Source organism: Tepidimonas sp. (assembly GCF_029335975.1).
GTDB lineage: Bacteria > Pseudomonadota > Gammaproteobacteria > Burkholderiales > Burkholderiaceae_C > Tepidimonas.
Map to the genome: position 1 here is coordinate 1 of NZ_JARJMT020000145.1, position 17,117 is coordinate 17,117.

16 protein-coding genes are annotated in these 17,117 nt (G+C 64.8%); 3 read left to right on the plus strand and 13 right to left on the minus strand.

Features of this window, described 5'->3' with window-relative positions; all coding sequences use genetic code 11:
• From P3W97_RS07805 to P3W97_RS07815, 3 genes are all read right to left on the minus strand, one after another.
• Positions 1–611: biotin carboxylase N-terminal domain-containing protein (locus P3W97_RS07805; protein ID WP_300845496.1), on the minus strand; the 611-nt coding region annotated here is incomplete at its 3' end.
• Between the two features lie 13 nt (positions 612–624).
• Complete coding sequence (locus P3W97_RS07810) at positions 625–1,404, minus strand: enoyl-CoA hydratase/isomerase family protein (protein ID WP_300845498.1); 780 nt, start codon at positions 1,402–1,404, stop codon at positions 625–627.
• 14 nt (positions 1,405–1,418) lie between these two features.
• Positions 1,419–3,026 carry a carboxyl transferase domain-containing protein gene (locus tag P3W97_RS07815; RefSeq protein ID WP_300845500.1) on the minus strand — a complete coding sequence of 536 codons (1,608 nt, stop codon included), beginning with the start codon at positions 3,024–3,026 and terminating at the stop codon, positions 1,419–1,421.
• 120 nt (positions 3,027–3,146) lie between these two features.
• Here P3W97_RS07815 and P3W97_RS07820 point away from each other — a divergent pair, with 120 nt between their 5' ends.
• Positions 3,147–4,172, plus strand: coding sequence for an AraC family transcriptional regulator (locus P3W97_RS07820; protein ID WP_300845503.1), 1,026 nt, complete (start codon positions 3,147–3,149; stop codon positions 4,170–4,172).
• 58 nt (positions 4,173–4,230) lie between these two features.
• Here P3W97_RS07820 and soxX read toward each other — a convergent pair whose 3' ends face one another.
• Together soxX and soxA are read right to left on the minus strand one after the other, a co-directional pair.
• Positions 4,231–4,875: a sulfur oxidation c-type cytochrome SoxX gene (soxX, locus tag P3W97_RS07825; RefSeq protein ID WP_300845506.1), complete on the minus strand. Its 645-nt coding sequence runs from the start codon at positions 4,873–4,875 to the stop codon at positions 4,231–4,233.
• 64 nt (positions 4,876–4,939) lie between these two features.
• Positions 4,940–5,734 carry a sulfur oxidation c-type cytochrome SoxA gene (gene soxA, locus P3W97_RS07830; RefSeq protein ID WP_367184609.1) on the minus strand — a complete coding sequence of 265 codons (795 nt, stop codon included), beginning with the start codon at positions 5,732–5,734 and terminating at the stop codon, positions 4,940–4,942.
• 290 nt (positions 5,735–6,024) lie between these two features.
• On the opposite strand from soxA, the gene P3W97_RS07835 reads away from it, so the two are divergent.
• Complete coding sequence (locus P3W97_RS07835) at positions 6,025–6,399, plus strand: carboxymuconolactone decarboxylase family protein (RefSeq protein WP_300845508.1); 375 nt, start codon at positions 6,025–6,027, stop codon at positions 6,397–6,399.
• A 36-nt stretch (positions 6,400–6,435) separates the two neighbouring features.
• On the opposite strand, the gene P3W97_RS07840 is transcribed toward P3W97_RS07835, so the two are convergent.
• The 8 genes from P3W97_RS07840 to P3W97_RS07875 are packed head-to-tail and all read right to left on the minus strand — an operon-like array spanning position 6,436 to position 15,980.
• Positions 6,436–7,896, minus strand: coding sequence for a TrkH family potassium uptake protein (locus tag P3W97_RS07840; RefSeq protein WP_300845510.1), 1,461 nt, complete (start codon positions 7,894–7,896; stop codon positions 6,436–6,438).
• Positions 7,897–7,928: 32 nt separating this feature from the next.
• Positions 7,929–9,320, minus strand: a complete 1,392-nt coding sequence (gene trkA / locus P3W97_RS07845) for a Trk system potassium transporter TrkA (RefSeq protein WP_300845512.1) — start codon at positions 9,318–9,320, stop codon at positions 7,929–7,931.
• A gap of 59 nt (positions 9,321–9,379) precedes the next feature.
• Complete coding sequence (locus tag P3W97_RS07850; protein ID WP_300845606.1) at positions 9,380–10,507, minus strand: acyl-CoA dehydrogenase family protein; 1,128 nt, start codon at positions 10,505–10,507, stop codon at positions 9,380–9,382.
• Positions 10,508–10,565: 58 nt separating this feature from the next.
• Positions 10,566–11,753 (minus strand): acetyl-CoA C-acyltransferase, encoded by a 1,188-nt coding sequence (locus tag P3W97_RS07855; protein ID WP_300845513.1) that lies wholly within the window; start codon positions 11,751–11,753, stop codon positions 10,566–10,568.
• Positions 11,750–13,639, minus strand: a complete 1,890-nt coding sequence (gene aceK, locus P3W97_RS07860) for a bifunctional isocitrate dehydrogenase kinase/phosphatase (protein WP_300845515.1) — start codon at positions 13,637–13,639, stop codon at positions 11,750–11,752. The genes P3W97_RS07855 and aceK overlap by 4 nt, the downstream gene beginning before the upstream one ends.
• A gap of 33 nt (positions 13,640–13,672) precedes the next feature.
• Complete coding sequence (gene can / locus P3W97_RS07865) at positions 13,673–14,335, minus strand: carbonate dehydratase (protein WP_300845517.1); 663 nt, start codon at positions 14,333–14,335, stop codon at positions 13,673–13,675.
• On the minus strand, positions 14,335–15,522 hold the full coding sequence (locus tag P3W97_RS07870; protein ID WP_300845519.1) for an isovaleryl-CoA dehydrogenase: 1,188 nt from the start codon (positions 15,520–15,522) through the stop codon (positions 14,335–14,337). The genes can and P3W97_RS07870 overlap by 1 nt, the downstream gene beginning before the upstream one ends.
• A 35-nt stretch (positions 15,523–15,557) precedes the next feature.
• Positions 15,558–15,980 (minus strand): MerR family DNA-binding transcriptional regulator, encoded by a 423-nt coding sequence (locus P3W97_RS07875; RefSeq protein WP_300845521.1) that lies wholly within the window; start codon positions 15,978–15,980, stop codon positions 15,558–15,560.
• 177 nt (positions 15,981–16,157) lie between these two features.
• Here P3W97_RS07875 and P3W97_RS07880 point away from each other — a divergent pair, with 177 nt between their 5' ends.
• Positions 16,158–17,102 carry a prenyltransferase gene (locus P3W97_RS07880; RefSeq protein ID WP_300845523.1) on the plus strand — a complete coding sequence of 315 codons (945 nt, stop codon included), beginning with the start codon at positions 16,158–16,160 and terminating at the stop codon, positions 17,100–17,102.
• Positions 17,103–17,117: the final 15 nt, after the last annotated feature.

Genomic DNA, 17,117 nt, shown 5'->3' on the forward strand with positions numbered 1-17,117 from the left:
TGGACATATTTTTCGATCAGCACCGCCGCATCGCCAAAGCTGTTGAGCGCCTCGCGCTGGCACGAGGCCAGGGCCTCGTCGAAGCCCTCGGGTGCGTCCACGCGCCGCATGCCCTTGCCGCCGCCGCCTGCGCTGGCCTTGATCAACACCGGATAGCCGATGCGGTCGGCCTCGGCCTTGAGCAGGCGCGCATCCTGATCCGCGCCATGGTAACCCGGCACCAGTGGCACACCGGCGGCTTCCATCAAGCGCTTGGACTCCGCCTTCAGGCCCATGGCGGCGATGGCCGACGGCGGCGGGCCGATGAACACCAGCCCCGCGTCTGCGCAGGCTTGGGCAAAGCCTTCGTTTTCGCTGAGGAAGCCGTAGCCCGGGTGAATGGCCTGCGCGCCGGTGGCCCGCGCCGCCTCGATGATGCGCTCCCAACGCAGATAGCTGTCCTTGGGTGCCGCACCGCCGACGCATACCGCCTCGTCACAAGCGGCGACATGGCGCGACAGCGCATCGGCCTCGGAGTACACGGCGACGGTGCGAATGCCCAGTCGGCGCGCCGTGGCGGCCACGCGGCAGGCGATCTCTGCGCGGTTGGCAATCAGAATTTTGTGGAACATGCGGTCGACTCCGTCACGCCAGCCACTGGGGCTTGCGCTTGTGCAGAAAGGACTGGACCCCTTCGCGCCCTTGCGCGCTGGCGCGGATGTCGGCGATGGCTTCGACGGTGCGGGCCACCAGGGCATCGTCCAGCGGGGCTGCGGCCACATCGCGCACCAATCGCTTGGCGGCTGCCACCGCCGCTGGAGCCGCGCTGCACAGGGCGTGCACGATGGCGTCCACCCGGGTATCCAGCGCGTCGACCGACACCACCTCGTGCACCAAGCCGATGCGCAGCGCCTCGGCTGCGTCAAAGCGCTCGGCCGTCAGAAAATACCGGTGCGCCGCGCGCGCGCCCATGGCGCGCACCACATACGGCCCGATGGTGGCGGGAATCAGCCCGAGCTTGACCTCGCTCAGGCAAAAGCCCGCGGTGTCCACCGCCACCGCCATGTCGCACGCGGTCACCAACCCCATGCCGCCGGCATACACATCGCCCTGCACCCGGGCCACCGTGGGCTTGGGACACTCGTGGATCGTGCGCAGCATCGCCGCCAGGCGGCTGGCGTCGGCCAGATTCTCCTCGCGGCTGTAGTCGGCCATGCGGCGCATCCAGTTCAGGTCCGCCCCGGCGCAAAACGCCGGCCCTTCGGCGGCCAGCACGATGGCCCGCACATCGTCGCGCCCCCCCAATTCGGTAAAGGCCGCGCTCAACTCAGCGATCACCTCATCGTTGAAGGCGTTGCGCAGCTCGGGGCGCGCCAGCGTCACGGTGGCGCGGTGGCCGGTGACGGTAACGGTCAAATGTCTCATGCTCACCCCCTTGCTCACATGCGGAAGACGCCGAAGCGGGTGTCCGGGATCGGCGCATTGAGCGCGGCCGACAGGCCCAGCGCCAGCACGCGGCGCGTGTCGGCCGGGTCGATGATGCCGTCATCCCACAGCCTGGCGGTGGCGTAATACGGATGGCCCTGGCGCTCGTATTGCGCTCGAATCGGGGCCTTGAACGCCTCCTCCTCCTCGGCACTCCAGCTGCCACCCTTGGCCTCAATGCCGTCGCGCTTGACGGTCGCCAGCACCGACGCGGCCTGCTCGCCGCCCATCACACTGATGCGGGCGTTGGGCCACATCCAGAGAAAGCGTGGACTGTAGGCACGGCCGCACATGCCATAGTTGCCGGCGCCAAAGCTGCCCCCGATGATGACGGTGAGCTTGGGCACCTGCGCGCAGGCCACGGCCGTCACCATCTTGGCCCCCGCGCGCGCAATGCCGGCGTTTTCGTACTTGCGGCCGACCATGAAGCCCGTGATGTTCTGCAAAAACACCAACGGCACCTTGCGTTGGCAGCACAGTTCGATGAAGTGCGCGGCCTTGTCGGCGCTTTCGGCAAACAGGATGCCGTTGTTGGCGACGATGCCCACCGGCATGCCTTCGATGTGCGCAAAGCCGCACACCAACGTCGTGCCGTAGCGCGCCTTGAACTCGTGAAACGCCGAGCCATCGACCAGGCGCGCGATGATCTCGCGCACGTCGAACGGCTTGCGCGCATCGGTCGGGATGACGCCGTACAGTTCCTCGGCCGGGTACAGCGGCGCGCGCGGCTCGCATCGCGCCACCGGCCAGTCTTTGCGGCAGTTGAGTCGCGCCACCGCCTCGCGCGCCAGCGCCAGTGCATGCAGGTCGTTTTCGGCCAAATGATCGGCTACGCCCGACAGCCGCGTGTGCACATCGCCGCCGCCCAAGTCCTCGGCGCTGACGACCTCGCCGGTGGCGGCTTTCACCAGCGGCGGGCCCCCCAGGAAGATCGTGCCCTGGTTCTTGACGATGATGGTCTCGTCGCTCATCGCCGGGACATAGGCCCCACCCGCCGTGCACGAGCCCATGACCACGGCGATCTGCGCGATGCCCTGGGCGCTCATATTGGCCTGGTTATAAAAGATTCGACCGAAATGGTCGCGGTCCGGAAACACCTCATCCTGGTTGGGCAGGTTGGCGCCGCCGGAGTCAACCAGGTAAATGCAGGGCAGGCGGTTTTGCTGCGCGATCTCTTGGGCACGCAAATGTTTCTTGACCGTCATTGGGTAATAGGTTCCGCCTTTGACGGTGGCGTCGTTACAAACGATGACGCACTCCACGCCCGATACGCGCCCGATACCCGCAATCAAACCGGCGCAGGGCGCCTCATCACCGTACATACCCAGCGCGGCCAAGGGCGCGATCTCCAAAAAAGGCGTGCCGGGGTCGAGCAACATCTCGACGCGCTCCCGCGGCAGCAGCTTGCCGCGGGCGGTGTGTTTGCTGCGGGCGGCCTCGCCGCCACCCTGTGCAACCTCGGCGATGCGGGTGTGCAGATCATCGACCAGTGCGCGCATTGCCGCGGCATTGGCCTGAAAGTCCGCTGAACGGGGGTTGAGTCGGGAGTTCAGTACACGCATGATGCGCCGAATTGTGGCGTCCCGCGGTGTGGCACACCAGCGGGGGGCAAGCATCAGAGGTTGCAAAATACGCCAATCATGTCGCCTCTCCTGCAACCGCTAGCCCAACGCCGCAAGCCCATGGCCGCCACACCCATGGCGTTCGTGCGCGCGATTGCGCTGGCGTACCGGCTGCGTGGCGCCGACCCTGCCGCAGCGCTGCGCGAGGCGGGTGTGGGCCGTGCGGATCTGCTCGATGCGCAGGCACGCCTGACCAGCTTGCCGTTCGAGCGGCTGGCGCTGCGTGCGATGCGCGAGCTGGACGACGAAGCGCTGGGCTGGTTTGGCCGCCCTCTGCCCTGGGGCAGCTACGGCATGCTGGCGCGCGCATCGCTGAGCGCGCCAACGCTGGGCGTGGCGCTGGCGCGCTGGTGCCGCCACCACGCTTTGCTGACCAGCGACGTGATCCTGACGCTCAGCCGCGACGGCGCCGTGGCGCGGCTGGCGCTGCGTGAGCGCGCGGTGCCCGGTGCAGCCTTGCCAGACGTTGCCGAACGCGCCGTCGTGCGCGAATTTGCCCACATCTCCCTGCTGCGCAACGCGTTGGGGATATCGGCATGGTGGATCGACGCTCGGCTGCCGCTGCTGACGCTGGATTTGGCCTGTCCTGAGCCGCCCCACGCCGACGTCTATCCCCTGCTGTTTCCCGGGACGCAGCTGCGCTTTGGCAGCGCCCACATCGAAGCCAGCTTACCCAGCGACATCTTGCACGAGCCGATCCGCCGAGACGAGGCCGCATTGCGGGCCATGCTGCCGCAGGCCATTCGGCTGATGGTGCGCCCGTACCGACACGATCGGCTACTGCTGGAGCGCGCACGGCTGGCGCTGCGCGCCCACCCTGAGACAGACGCGGCTCAGCTGGCCGCTTTGCTGCATGTGTCCGTGCGCACGCTGCAGCGACAACTGGCCAGCCATGAAACCTGCGTCCAGGCGCTGCGCACACGCGTTCGGCAAGAGCTCGCCGAGCACCTGTTGCTGCGCACCAGCTGGCCGATCAAGCGCATTGCCACTGAGGTCGGCTTTGCCAGCGACAAAAGCTTCTTGCGCGCCTTTCGCACTTGGACTGGAATGAGCCCGACCGATTGGCGCATGAGCCAATCGGGGTGAGCCAACACTGCGGTATGCGCAGGCCAAGAGGGGGATACACCCCCGCAGCGATCCAACATCACTGGTTGATCGGCGACTGCGGCGACAATAAATAAGCCGTCAAATCCGCCACCTGTTTGGGCGAGAGTATACCGTGATGACCCAAGCGCGGCATCTGGCTGCACGCGTTATAGGCCTTGGCGTTGTAAATTTTCTCGTAGGTGTAACGCACGACTGCGTCGCTGGTGCCGCGTAACTTGCCATAATGCAGCAATGAGGGGCCGAGATTGCCATAAGCCACCTCTTTGGCTTCGCCTTGGTGGCAAGCGTAACAGTTACCGCCCCGCACCGCCTTTGGGTTGCTCGGTATGAAATGTCCAATGCGGTAGGCAAAGCCGCCGTTGAAGACCTTGGCTCCCTCTTTCCAATCGCCCATCAGCTTACCGTCGGCTGGATAGGCGATGTGATTCTTTTCTTTGGCTTGGATCGACTCAGCAACCGACGCGGGTGGTTGTCCACGGTATTGGGTGCAGAGTTTTTGCGCCTCGTCTTGATTCAAGCGGCTCAGATACTGCCCAGGCCCAGGCAAAAAGCTCTCACGCAGCGTTTGCTGCGCCAATGCATCCAGATCGGTCTGCGCCGTGGTGGCCGACCCCGTTGCACAACCCGACGCCAACCCAACGCTGGCCAGGATGACGCTCGCGCTAACCATGACTCGCTTCATTTGCATAATCCCTCCGGAATTCGTTTAAACCAACGGCTCCCAAGACCCGCTCGCATCGCCCCACTCAGCGCCGCATACCCGGCAAATCCAGCGTCGCCCCGTCAGCTTTTTTGGTCATGTAGGCAATCAAAGCCACCGTCGCTGGCGATCCCAGGTCGACATCGGGCAGCCGCATCTGCCACATGCAGTCCCACATGCGATGCTGCATCGTGCGCACGGCCGAGTGGGACACCCGGTAAGTGGGCCAGGCACCCATTACATTTTGCGCCTGTTTAGGGTCTGTTAGATTGGCCAGGGATTGCAGACGGATGCGCTTCCCATCTTCCGCATGGCAGGTCGCGCATGAGAAATCCAGGGGCCCGATGTTGGTGAAAAAGATCCTCTCGCCGACCGCAATGGCCTGTCGTTCCAGCGGATGGGACGTGGGCATGCTAAGCTTCATGCCATCCGACTGGGCAGCGATATACGCCACGATCTTTTCCCAGTCTGTATTGCGCTCGTGCTTGGTTTCATTGGCAAAGCGCTGGTCTTTGATCATTTGCGGATCTTTGCCCTGCAGCGTCACCATACAGTGCAACAGCCGCGTCTCCAGGTCCTCCACCCGACCCGTGTCGCTCATGTAGCGGGGCATCTGGGCATAGGCACCTTTGAGCACCCCGGGACCCAAGCCGAAATCGCATTTCTCCAAACTGACATTCTTCGGACCATCCGGCTTTTTGAATAACGCCGCGCCCTGTTCGACGATCAGTACTCCAGGGTTTCCGTCTTTGTCGGACAGCGCTTCTCGGTATGCCCGCACCGCCGGATCAACCGTCTGCGCCGACGCCCCTCCAATCACCCCTCCGACCGAAACTGCCACCAACCACCGATTTCATTCCATACTGCGCTCCTGCATGTGACGGTTTGACTTAACGCTAAGTCAGCATATCATCAATGGCCGCCTCGACTGATTAGGGGATACCCTGGGTTAGGCGCCATCTATTTTGGGGCACACCGCCGCATCCAGCGGGGTCGGTGGCATCGAGCCATCGCCTGTTCGAGTGGTTTTGAACGGCAAGCCCGCTGGCGCGTATTTTTGATGCCGATCAAACCCAAACCGTACCCAGTTGGGTATTATTTCACCAATGCCTATGCGGATCGGAGCCCACCATGCCCATCATCGACCACAGCGACCTTATTTGCGATATCAGCGCTCAGCTCAACCAGCTGCGCAAAGCCCAACCCGAGGCCATGCGCGGTTTCACACAGCTGGCGCAAGCTTCCATGGCCGACGGCGCCATCAGCGCCAAGCACAAGGAGCTGATCGCGCTGGCCATCGGTATCACGCAGCGCTGTTCAGCTTGCATCGGCTACCATGTGCGCGCGCTGATCAAGCTGGGGGGCACACGGCAAGAGCTGGAGGAGCTGTTGACGATATGCACCTATATGGGCGGCGGCCCGGCGCTGATGTATGCGGCCGAGGCACTCAAATGCTGGGATGCGATGAGCGCCAATCAGGCCTGCAGCGTGACGGTTGTGGCTTGAGGGTCGGCAAGGGCCAGATATTGGCCCGCAGACATATCAGCGCCGCCAAAACGCACGGGTAAACAACACCAACACGCTCAGCAGTTCCAGCCGACCCAGCAGCATCGCAAAACTCAGCACCCCCAGCTGAAAGGGCGTGAGTCCGCCGTAATTGCTGGCCGGACCGATCTCGCCCAAACCGGGGCCGATGTTGTTGAGCGTCGCGACCACGGCGGAAAGGGCTGTGACCAAATCCAAACCCGACAACAGCAGCAAAAACGTCAGGCCCAGGGTTGCGGCACCGTAGATGAGCATGAAGCCCAGTACCGCCGCCATGACCTGCGGCGGGATGGCCTGCCCCCCCAGCGTGACGGGGTTGACCACATGCGGATGGATGCTGCGCACCAGCTCGCGCCGCGCCTGCTTGACAAGCAGCACCATGCGCACCATTTTGATCCCGCCGCCAGTGGACCCGGCGCAGGACACAAAGGTCCCCAAAAACAGCAGAAATACGGGGATGAATACCGGCCACTGCAGGTAGTCGGTCGTGGCATAGCCAGTCGTCGTGGCCAGCGATAGCACATGAAAGGCGGCCTGCCGCACCGCCGTGGATGCGTCGTCGTATACCCCTTCGGCCAACAGCATCAGCGCCACCAGCGCGACGGAAGCAGCCAGCACGATGGCATAGGTACGGACTTCGCGGTCATTCCACAGCGGCCGCAAGCTCAATCCGCGCAGCACCATGAAGTAGCGCAAAAAGCTGATGCCGGCCAGCGCCATGAACACCACAGCCACCCACTCCACGGCAGCGGACTGAAAGTGACCGATGCTGGCATCGTAGGACGAAAAACCCGCCAACCCCATGGTCGAGCACATATGCATGAAGGCATCGGCCCAGCCCATGCCCGCCCAGCGGTAAGCCAGTAGACAAAGCACCGAAAATACGAAGTACACCCCCCACAGCCCGCGCGCGGTCTCGGCGATGCGGGGGGTTAGCCGCGCATCTTTCATGGGACCGGGCGTCTCGGCCTTGTAGAGTTGCATACCCCCCAGCCCCAGCATGGGCAGCACGGCCACCACCAGCAGCATCACCCCCAAGCCGCCGACGTACTGCAAAAAGCAGCGCCAGATATTGATCGAGACCGGCAGCCGCTCCAGCCCGGACAGCGCCGTGGCGCCAGTGGCGGTCAGCGCGCTCATGGCCTCAAAGTAGGCATGGTGCCAAGTGATGCCGGGCACCATCAGCATCAGCGGTACGGCGGAGTATGCCGGCAGCACCAGCCACACCAGATTGACCAGCAAAAAGCCGTCGCGGGGCATCAGCTCTCTGCGGCGCGAGCGCGTGGTCAACCACAGCAGCGCACCGCTGACCAGGGTCAATCCCGCGCAGGCCGCCCACTGTAGCTCATGGGTCAGGTCGTCATGAAACCAGGCCCACGCCATCGGCACGCCATAGATGACGGCAAAAGCCATCAGCACATGCGAAAAGACATAGAGCGCAGGACCGAGGGATTGCATGGGCAGCGGTGGACGGATGCGGCCAGCAGGCATCACCCAAAAAAAGTGGCGCCGACTTGGAATAGTTTTTCCACTTCCCGAACCAAACGCTTGTTCGGAATGAAGATGATGACATGGTCATCGGCCCGGATGAGCGTGTCGTGGTGGGGCATGAGCACCTGAGCATCGCGCCCTTGGCCGCGCACGATGGCGCCGATGCGCGCGCCCTTGGGCAGGCGGATCTCCTCCACCCGACGGCCGACCAGCCGCGAGGTTTTGATGTCGCCGCGCGCGACGCCCTCCAGCGCCTCGGCCGCGCCGCGGCGCAGGCTGTGCACCGCCACCACATCGCCGCGGCGCACATGGGCCAGCAGCTCGCCAATCACCGTCTGCGCGGGCGATACCGCGATGTCGATGGCGCTGCCCTGCAGCATTTCGGCATAGGCACGGCGGTTGATCAGGGCCAGCACCCGGCGCGCGCCCAACCGCTTGGCGAGCATGGCCGACATGATGTTGTCCTCGTCGTCGTTGGTCAGCGCGAGGAAAAGATCCATGTCGGCAACGTTTTCCTCCTCCAGCAACGTCTCGTCCACGCTGTCGCCCTGCAACACAAGCGCGCTGGAGGGCAATTGGCTGGCCAGGTACTCGCAGCGCCGGGGATTGCTCTCGATGATTTTGACCTCGCACTGACCCACCAAGGAGCGCGCCAGCCGCAGCCCGACCTTGCCCCCGCCTGCAATCATCACCCGCCGCACCGGCTGGTCGATATTGTGGATAGCGGCCAACACCAAGCGGATCTGGTCGCTGGCAGCGAGCACAAACACCTCATCTCCCGGCAGGATACGGGTTTGGGCCGTCGCCTCCACCTCGGCATCCAAGCGGTAGAGGGCGACCACGCGCATCTCGGCGCGCGGGAAACGGTCGCGAAATTCTCCGATCGTGTGTCCCACCAACGCGCCGCCGGCGGCCGCACGCACGACGATCAGGCATACCCGCCCCTCGGCAAACTCGAGAACCTGCAGCGCCTCGGGGTAGTCGATGAGCTGGAGGATGTAGCGCATCACCGACTCTTCCGGGCAGATCACATGGCCCACCGCAAATCCGGCTTTGTCCAGCAGAGGGCTGCCCTCCTCGAACTCCGGCGAGCGCAGCCGCGCAATCGTCGTGGGCACCTGAAAGACGTCGTGTGCCACTTTGCACACCACCAGATTGGATTCGTCTAGCGCCGCGCAGGCAATCACCATATCCGCATCCTTGGCGCCCGCTTCGGCCAACACCGAGGGCTGGATGCCGTTGCCGACCACGCCGCGCAGGTCGAGCCGCTCCTCCAGCGCGCGCACGCGCGCCGGATCCTGGTCGATCACCGTGATATCGTTTTGCTCCGACACCAAACTCTCGGCCACGCTTTCGCCCACGCGCCCAGCGCCAAAAATGATGATGTTCATGGCCCGCCTATGATACGTTGGCGATGCCCGCGAGCGGGACGCTGCCGATCGGTCCGGGTCTATAGGGCGCGCTGGATCAAGATTTTTTGCACATCGCTGGTGCCCTCATAAATCTGGCACACCCGCACATCGCGCCAGATACGCTCGACCGGAAAGTCGCGCACATAGCCGTAGCCCCCTAGCGTCTGAATCGCGACCGAGCAGACCCACTCAGCCGTTTCGCTGGCGATCAGCTTGGCCATCGCCGCCTCCTTCAGGCAGGGCTGACCGGCGTCGCGCAGCGCCGCGGCGTGCCAGGTCAGCTGCCGCGCCGCCTCCAGCCGCGCCGCTGCGTCGGCCAGGCGAAAACCCACCGCCTGGTGTTCGAAAATTGGCTTGCCGAAGCTCTCGCGCTGCTTGGCGTAGTCGATGGCCACCTCCAGCGCGCTGCGCGCCATGCCCACGCTCTGCGCCGCAATGCCGATGCGCCCACCCTCCAGCGCCGACAGGGCTATTCTGTAACCCTCGCCCTCCTCACCGATGCGGAAGTCGGCTGGGATGCGGCAACCGTCGAAACGAATTTGTGCGGTGTCGCTGGAGTGCTGGCCGACCTTATCCTCCAGCCGCTCGACGATGTAGCCGGGCGTGTCGGTCGGCACGAGGAAGGCGCTCATGCCCCGCTTGCCAGCGGCCTTGTCGGTGACGGCGATGACGATGGCTACCTGACCGTTCTTGCCGCTGGTGATGAACTGCTTGACGCCGTCGAGCACATAGCCGTCCCCGTCGCGCCGCGCGCTGGTGCGCAGCGCCACCGCGTCCGAGCCGACGTGAGGCTCGGTCAGGCAAAACGCCCCCAGCATCTCGCCGCGCGCCAGCGGGGCGAGCCAGCGGCGCTTCTGCGCCTCGCTGCCGTAGCGCAGCAGGATCGCGCACACTGGGCAGTTGTTGACGCTGATGGCGGTGCTGGTGCCGCCGTCGCCAGCGGCAATCTCCTCCAGCACCAGCGCCAGGCTCAGATAGTCGAGCCCTGCACCGCCGTATTCTGGTGGCACACATACACCGTAGCAGCCCAGTTCTGCCAAGCCGCGGTGCGCCTCGCGCGGGAAGGTGTGCTCCCGATCCCAGCGCGCGGCATGGGGCCAGAGCTGCTCGCGGGCGTAGGCGCGCACCGCGTCGCGAATCATCTGTTGGTCATCGGTCAACCGCATCGCCGTCTCGCCCAAGGTGCAGCGCATCGGGCACCCGATCGGACGCCCAGGGGCGCGATCAAAGCATCTCCAGCGCGATGGCCGTGCCCTCGCCGCCGCCGATGCACAGGGTTGCCACGCCGCGCTTCAAGCCGCGCGCCTTGAGCGCATACATCAGCGTCACCATGATGCGCGCGCCGCTGGCGCCGATCGGGTGGCCCAGCGCGCAAGCGCCGCCGTGGACGTTGACGATGTCGTGGCTGACGCCCAGCTCGGCCATCAGCGCCATGGGCACCACGGCAAACGCCTCGTTGACCTCCCACAGTTGCACGTCGGCCACCTGCCAGCCGGTCTTGGCCAGTAGCTTGCGCGTGGCGCCCACCGGCGCGGTGGTGAACCAGTTGGGCTCCTGCGCGTGGATGGCATGGCCGACGATGCGCGCCAGTGGCGTGCAGCCCAGCCGCTCGGCGGTGGAGGCGCGCATGAGCACCAGGGCCGCTGCGCCGTCGTTGATCGACGAGCTGGACGCCGCCGTGATGGTGCCGTCCTTTTTGAACGCGGGCTTGAGTTGCGGAATCTTGTCGAGCTTGATCTTGCCCGGGCCCTCATCGCTGGCGACGACGCGCTCGCCGGCGCGCTCCTTGACGGTGACGGGGGTGATCTCGGGGGCAAAGGTGCCATCGGCCACGGCTTTCTGGGCGCGCGTCACCGAGGCGGTGGCAAACGCATCCTGCTGCTCACGGGTAAATTGGTACTTGGCCGCGCAGTCTTCGCCAAAAGTGCCCATGCTGCGACCGGGCTCGTAGGCGTCCTCCAGCCCGTCCAACATCATGTGGTCGAAGACGCGGTCGTGCCCCATGCGGTAGCCGCCGCGGCCCTTGAGCAGCAGATAGGGCGCGTTGGTCATGCTCTCCATGCCACCGGCGACCATGACGTCGGCCGTGCCCGCCACCAGCATGTCGTGCGCAAACATCGCCGCGCGCATGCCCGAGCCGCACATCTTGGACAGCGTCACCGCGCCGGCGCTCTTGGGCAGACCGGCCTTGAGCGCCGCCTGCCGCGCCGGGGCCTGGCCCTGACCGGCCATCAGGCAGTTGCCCATCAGCACCTCATCCACCGCATCGGGCGGGATGCCTGCGCGTTCCACGGCGGCGCGGATGGCAGCCGCCCCCAGATCGTGCGCGGCCAGCGTGGCGAAGTCGCCCTGAAAGCTGCCCATGGGGGTGCGTGCGGCACCGACGATGACGATTGGATCGGTTTGGCTCATGCTGTGACTCCTGTCGGTTGGGGTGTGGAGAGGGCGGCGGGCGCATGCGCGGACTCGGCCGTCGGGGAAAGGGGCACGGCGCGCTGGGCACAGAAGCGCCGCTCGCGCTCGTAGGGAAAGACGTCGTGGACATGGCCGGCCAGGATGCGCTCTTTGTGGCCCTGCCAAAAAGCCACGTCCAGCAAATCGGCGTGGTGGTGCATGAAGATGTCGCGCACCATCGGGTTGCCCAGGAGAAAGGGGCCAAAGGTCTCGGGGAAGACATCGTGCGGCCCCACCGAGTACCAGATCTCCCCGCTCATCTCGTCATCCTCGTTGCGCGGCGGCGGCACGCGGCGGAAGTTGCAGTCGGTGATGTATTCGATCTCGTCGTAGTCGTAGAAGACCACCTTACCATGGCGCGTGATGCCGAAGTTTTTCCACAGCATGTCGCCGGGAAAGATGTTGGCCGCCACCAAGTCCTTGATGGCGTTGCCGTATTCCACCACGGCATGTTCGAGCTGCTGGCGCGCCGTCGTGTTGCCCGGGTCTTTGCTCAGGATGTCGAAACATTCCTGCAAATAGATGTTGAGCGGGATCATGCGCCGCTCGATGTAGACATGCTTGAGGAAAACCTCGATATTGCCATCGTCGTTGCGGTCGCCGATTTCAATCTGGCTGGGCGCAAATTTCTGGATTTCCTCGATCAGCTCGTCGGTGAAGCGCTCGCGGGGAAAGCCCACACCGCTGAATTCCAATGTGTCGGCCATACGGCCGACACGGTCGTGCTGCTTGACGAGCTGGTATTTGCTGCGGATCTGCTCGCGCGTGGTGTCCTTTTGCGGCGGAAAGCGGTCCTTGATGACCTTGAACACGAACGGAAAGCTCGGCAGGTCGAACACCAGCATCACCATGCCTTTGATGCCAGGAGCGATGCGGAACTTGTCCGTGCTGTGCCGCATGTGGTGGAGGAAGTCGCGGTAGAACAGCGTTTTGCCCTGCTTGGCCAGGCCCAGCGCGTTGTAGAACTCCGCGCGGGGCTTGCGCGGCATCAGGCTGCGCAGAAACTGCACATAAGCGCTGGGCACCTCCATATCCACCATGAAATAGGCCCGCGCGAAGCTGAAGATCATCAGCAAATCGTCCTCGCCGTGCAGCAGCGCATCGATGACCAGTCGCCCCGACGCCCCGTGCAGGATGGGCAGCGCAAATGGCAGCTCCTGAAAGCCGTTGATCAATTTGCCGACCGCATAGGCCCCCTTGTTGCGGTAAAACAGGCTGTCGAGCACCTGGATCTGGAAATTGGCCCGCAGCCGACGGTGGTCGAACAGCGGCAACAGCGCCGACAGCACATCGGACACGTCACGCGCCAAGTCCTCGAACGGGACGCGAAGGCCAAAATCCTCGATCAAGCGCACCAGGGTCGCGGGCAGTTCATCGACCGATTTGGGGTAATAGCAGCGGTAGGTGGTGTGCGACTTGGGGTCTTGCGGCTCGATGTACTCCGTGCTGATGGCCGGCCGCACGAAGATGAAGTCATTCTGAAAATAGCTGCGGTGCAGGATCTTGGTGGTGACCGAATTGAAGAAAGTCTCGGCCAGCTCCGGCTGGCGATGGTCGACCAGCATGCCGATGTAGAGCAGCTTGACCTGCTGCCATACCTCCATCGGCTGCTGCGAGGCGTGGAACTCCCGCTCCAGGCGCGTGACACACTCTTTGACGCGCAGGTCGTAGAACTCGATGCGCTCGCGCTGCGCCCGCTGCTGGCCCACCCAATCCGCGGTCTCGAAGCGGTGCTTGGCGCGCGCCGACTCGGCGCGAAAGAGCCGGTAGTGGCGGTTGAAGCCATCAATCATCGCGCGGGCGATGTCGTAGGCGAGCGAGGAGTCGAGTCGGCTCGGCAGCATGCGATCTTTCTTGCGGCAGGAAACAGCGCATCATCATGACAGATACAGCCGGTGGCGCTGCACCACCGCTGCGCAGGCGCTGCGGTGAACCTCCTCCACCTCTTCGGCGCTGCGCATGGACACGCACAAGTCCTGCAACAGGCCGTCCCTGAGGCCGTACACCCAACCGTGCAGCATCACAGGCTGGCTGCGCGCCCAAGCGTCCTGGACGACCGTGGACTGCGCGACATGCCGCACCTGTTCGATGACGTTGAGCTCGCACAGCACATCCAGCCGGCGTTGCGGGGGGCACGCCTGCAGCAAACGCCGATGGCGGTCCGCCACGTCGCGCACATGGCGCAGCCAGTTGTCGGCCAAGCCGACGCGAATGCCCTGCAGCGCCGCTTGCACCCCGCCACAGCCGTAATGCCCCACCACCATCACATGCTGCACATGCAACATGTCCACCGCATATTGGATGGTACTCAGACAATTGAGGTCGGTGGGCACCACGACATTGGCCACATTGCGGTGCACAAAGACCTCGCCCGGCTCCAGCCCGGTGATCTGGTTGGCCGGCACGCGGCTGTCGGAACATCCGATCCACATATAGCGCGGCGACTGCTGACCGGCCAGCCCCGAGAAAAATCCCGGACGCTCGGCCTCCATCCGCGACGCCCACTCGCGGTTGCGGACCAGCAGGTGGTGCAGGGACATTACGCGGTCTCCGCAAACAGTTCGCGGCCGATCAGCATGCGTCGGATCTCGCTGGTGCCAGCGCCGATCTCGTAGAGCTTGGCGTCGCGCCACAGGCGGCCGAGCGGATATTCGTTGATGTAGCCATTGCCGCCAAAGATCTGGATACCGTCGCCAGCCATCTTGGTCGCCTGCTCGGCGCACCACAGGATGACGCTGGCGCAGTCCTTGCGCACCTGGCGCACATGCGCAGCGCCCAGCCGGTCCAGATTCTTGCCGACGGTATAGAGGAACGAACGCGCTGCCTGCAGCGTGGTATACATGTCGGCCACCTTGGCCTGGATGAGCTGAAACTCGCCGATGCTCTGACCGAACTGCTTGCGGTCGTGGATGTAGGGGATGACGTTGTCCATCACCGCCTGCATGATGCCCACGGGGCCGGCGGCGAGCACGGCGCGCTCGTAGTCCAGCCCACTCATCAACACCTTGACGCCGTTGTTGAGGCCGCCCAGGATGTGGTCGGACGGTACCTCGACATTCTGGAACACCAGCTCGCCCGTGGGGCTGCCGCGCATGCCCAGCTTGTCGAGCTTTTGCGCGATGGAAAAGCCCTTCATGCCCTTTTCGATCAGGAAGGCAGTGATACCGCGCGCACCCAGCTCGGGCTCGGTCTTGGCATAGACCACCAGCACATCTGCGTCCGGACCGTTGGTGACCCACATCTTGCTGCCGTTGAGCAAATAGTAGCCGCCTTTGTCTTCGGCGCGCAGCTTCATGCTCACCACGTCGGAGCCGGCGCCGGGCTCGCTCATGGCCAGTGCGCCCACATGCTCGCCGCTGACCAGCTTGGGCAGGTATCGGCGCTTTTGCGCCTCGGTGCCGTTGCGGCGGATTTGATTGACGCACAGGTTGGAGTGGGCGCCATAGGACAGCCCCACCGAGGCGCTGGCGCGGCTGATTTCCTCCATCGCAATCATGTGCGCCAGATAGCCCATCGCAGCTCCGCCGTACGCCTCCTCCACGGTGATGCCGAGCACGCCCAGTTCCCCCATCTTTGGCCACAGATCCACGGGGAACTGGTCGGTGCGGTCGATCTCCGCGGCGCGCGGGGCAATTTCCGCCTGGGCAAAGGCGCGCACCGCATCGCGCAGGGCATCGATGTCGTCACCGAGCTGGAAATCGAGGCCGGGCAAATGGGTCATGGACATCTCCTGGGAATTATTGACGTTTACGTAAACGTCAATTATGCCGCTTTTTCGGGCGGGACCTGGCCATCGCCCAGGCGAGCGAGCAAGGCGCGAGCCTCTTTCTCGTGCACCTTGATTTCGTCCAGGGTCGCTTGCAGGTCGGCCATCTGCTCTTCGATTTGGCGTCGATGGGCGGCTAGCACCTGCAAAAACTTGCGCAACTGCGGCCCGGTATCGCGGGGGCTGTCGTACATGTCGATCAAGTCCTTGGCCTCGGACAGGCTCAGGCCCAAGCGTTTGGCGCGCAGCACCAGCTTCAGGCGGGTGCGGTCGCGCGCCGTGTAGATCCGACTGCGCCCGCCCGGCCCCCCTCGACGCGGACTGAGCAGCCCCATGTCTTCATAGAAGCGGATCGCGCGCGTGGTCAGATCGAATTCGCGGGCCAGATCGCGGATGGTGTAAGTGGTGCTGCTCGCCATGACTGCTAAAATGAATTGCGGCGCCGACACGCGGGCCGCCAATCTGACGTTGACGTAAACGTCAAGAAGACCCAATCTTACGGCAGCGCAGCCCCAAACGGCAGGGCGCGCACGGGCGGCACACCAACCGGCGTAGGACACATCGCAACGTGCCGCGACTTGGCTATAGTGACACGGATGTCGGTATCCCCCAGCACCCCTTTGAGCCTGTCCGCGGCGTGGCGCCTGAGTCGTCCGGGTTTTCTCTGGGTGACCGTGGCCGCCGTGGCGCTGGGCTTGGCGATGGCGGCGGCCTGTGGTTGCGGATTCGATCCGCTGCGAGCGGGCATGACGCTGGCGCTGGCGGTCATGGCCCACGCGGCGGCCAACGTCTGGAACGACTACCACGATGCGCTCAGTGGAGCGGATGCCCTCAACCCAGCGCCGCTGTCGCCGTTTACGGGTGGCTCGCGCGCAATCCCGGAGGGTATCGCATCCCCAGCCCATGCGCGGCGCTTGGCGCTCGGGCTGACCGGCTGGGTGGTACTGGGCGGTCTGTGGCTGGCCCTGACGGCAGGCGGCGGACTGATCACCATTGGGCTGGCTGGCTTGTTCCTCGGCTGGGCTTACTCGGCCTCACCGCTGCGGCTCATGGCGCGCGGCTTCGGCGAGCTGGCGGTGGCGCTGGCATGGTGGCTGGTGGTCCTGGGGGCTTATTACACCCAACGCGGACAGTGGCAGGTCGTACCCATGGTATCGGCCATCCCTTTTGCGCTGTTGGTAGCGGCGATTTTGCTGGTCAACGGCCTGCCTGATGCCCCCTGGGACGAACCGGTGGGCAAGCGCACCCTCGCGGTGCGTCTTGGCCCAGTGGGCGTGGCGGCGCTCTACTCGGCGCTTGCGGTGCTGGCCCATGGCGTCTTGGTGGCCGCGGTGTTGGGTGTGATCGCGCCCGAGCGAGCATGGTGGGGTCTGGCCTCGCTGCCGCTGTCGCTTGCAGCGGCAGGCTTGCTGTGGCGCCACGTCGCCACGCATCAGCCCGTGACCCTGTTGCGCCCTGTCATCGGCCTGACCATCGGCGCGGCCCTGGTGCATGCGCTGGCGCTGACGGGCGCTTTCGCTGCCATCGCTCGGTCCCTCTGAGGCCGGGCCGAAAGC

What these genes read in the sequence shown, in the direction of transcription:
- P3W97_RS07875 (WP_300845521.1), bottom strand. Translation starts at nt 15,980, where the DNA reads ATGGCGAGCAGCACCACTTACACCATCCGCGATCTGGCCCGCGAATTC.
- P3W97_RS07870 (WP_300845519.1), bottom strand. Translation starts at nt 15,522, where the DNA reads ATGTCCATGACCCATTTGCCCGGCCTCGATTTCCAGCTCGGTGACGAC.
- P3W97_RS07815 (WP_300845500.1), bottom strand. Translation starts at nt 3,026, where the DNA reads ATGCGTGTACTGAACTCCCGACTCAACCCCCGTTCAGCGGACTTTCAG.
- P3W97_RS07840 (WP_300845510.1), bottom strand. Translation starts at nt 7,896, where the DNA reads ATGCAATCCCTCGGTCCTGCGCTCTATGTCTTTTCGCATGTGCTGATG.
- P3W97_RS07850 (WP_300845606.1), bottom strand. Translation starts at nt 10,507, where the DNA reads ATGCGGTTGACCGATGACCAACAGATGATTCGCGACGCGGTGCGCGCC.
- P3W97_RS07835 (WP_300845508.1), top strand. Translation starts at nt 6,025, where the DNA reads ATGCCCATCATCGACCACAGCGACCTTATTTGCGATATCAGCGCTCAG.
- P3W97_RS07810 (WP_300845498.1), bottom strand. Translation starts at nt 1,404, where the DNA reads ATGAGACATTTGACCGTTACCGTCACCGGCCACCGCGCCACCGTGACG.
- soxX (WP_300845506.1), bottom strand. Translation starts at nt 4,875, where the DNA reads ATGAAGCGAGTCATGGTTAGCGCGAGCGTCATCCTGGCCAGCGTTGGG.
- P3W97_RS07855 (WP_300845513.1), bottom strand. Translation starts at nt 11,753, where the DNA reads ATGAGCCAAACCGATCCAATCGTCATCGTCGGTGCCGCACGCACCCCC.
- aceK (WP_300845515.1), bottom strand. Translation starts at nt 13,639, where the DNA reads ATGCTGCCGAGCCGACTCGACTCCTCGCTCGCCTACGACATCGCCCGC.
- P3W97_RS07880 (WP_300845523.1), top strand. Translation starts at nt 16,158, where the DNA reads ATGTCGGTATCCCCCAGCACCCCTTTGAGCCTGTCCGCGGCGTGGCGC.
- P3W97_RS07820 (WP_300845503.1), top strand. Translation starts at nt 3,147, where the DNA reads ATGGCCGCCACACCCATGGCGTTCGTGCGCGCGATTGCGCTGGCGTAC.
- trkA (WP_300845512.1), bottom strand. Translation starts at nt 9,320, where the DNA reads ATGAACATCATCATTTTTGGCGCTGGGCGCGTGGGCGAAAGCGTGGCC.
- can (WP_300845517.1), bottom strand. Translation starts at nt 14,335, where the DNA reads ATGTCCCTGCACCACCTGCTGGTCCGCAACCGCGAGTGGGCGTCGCGG.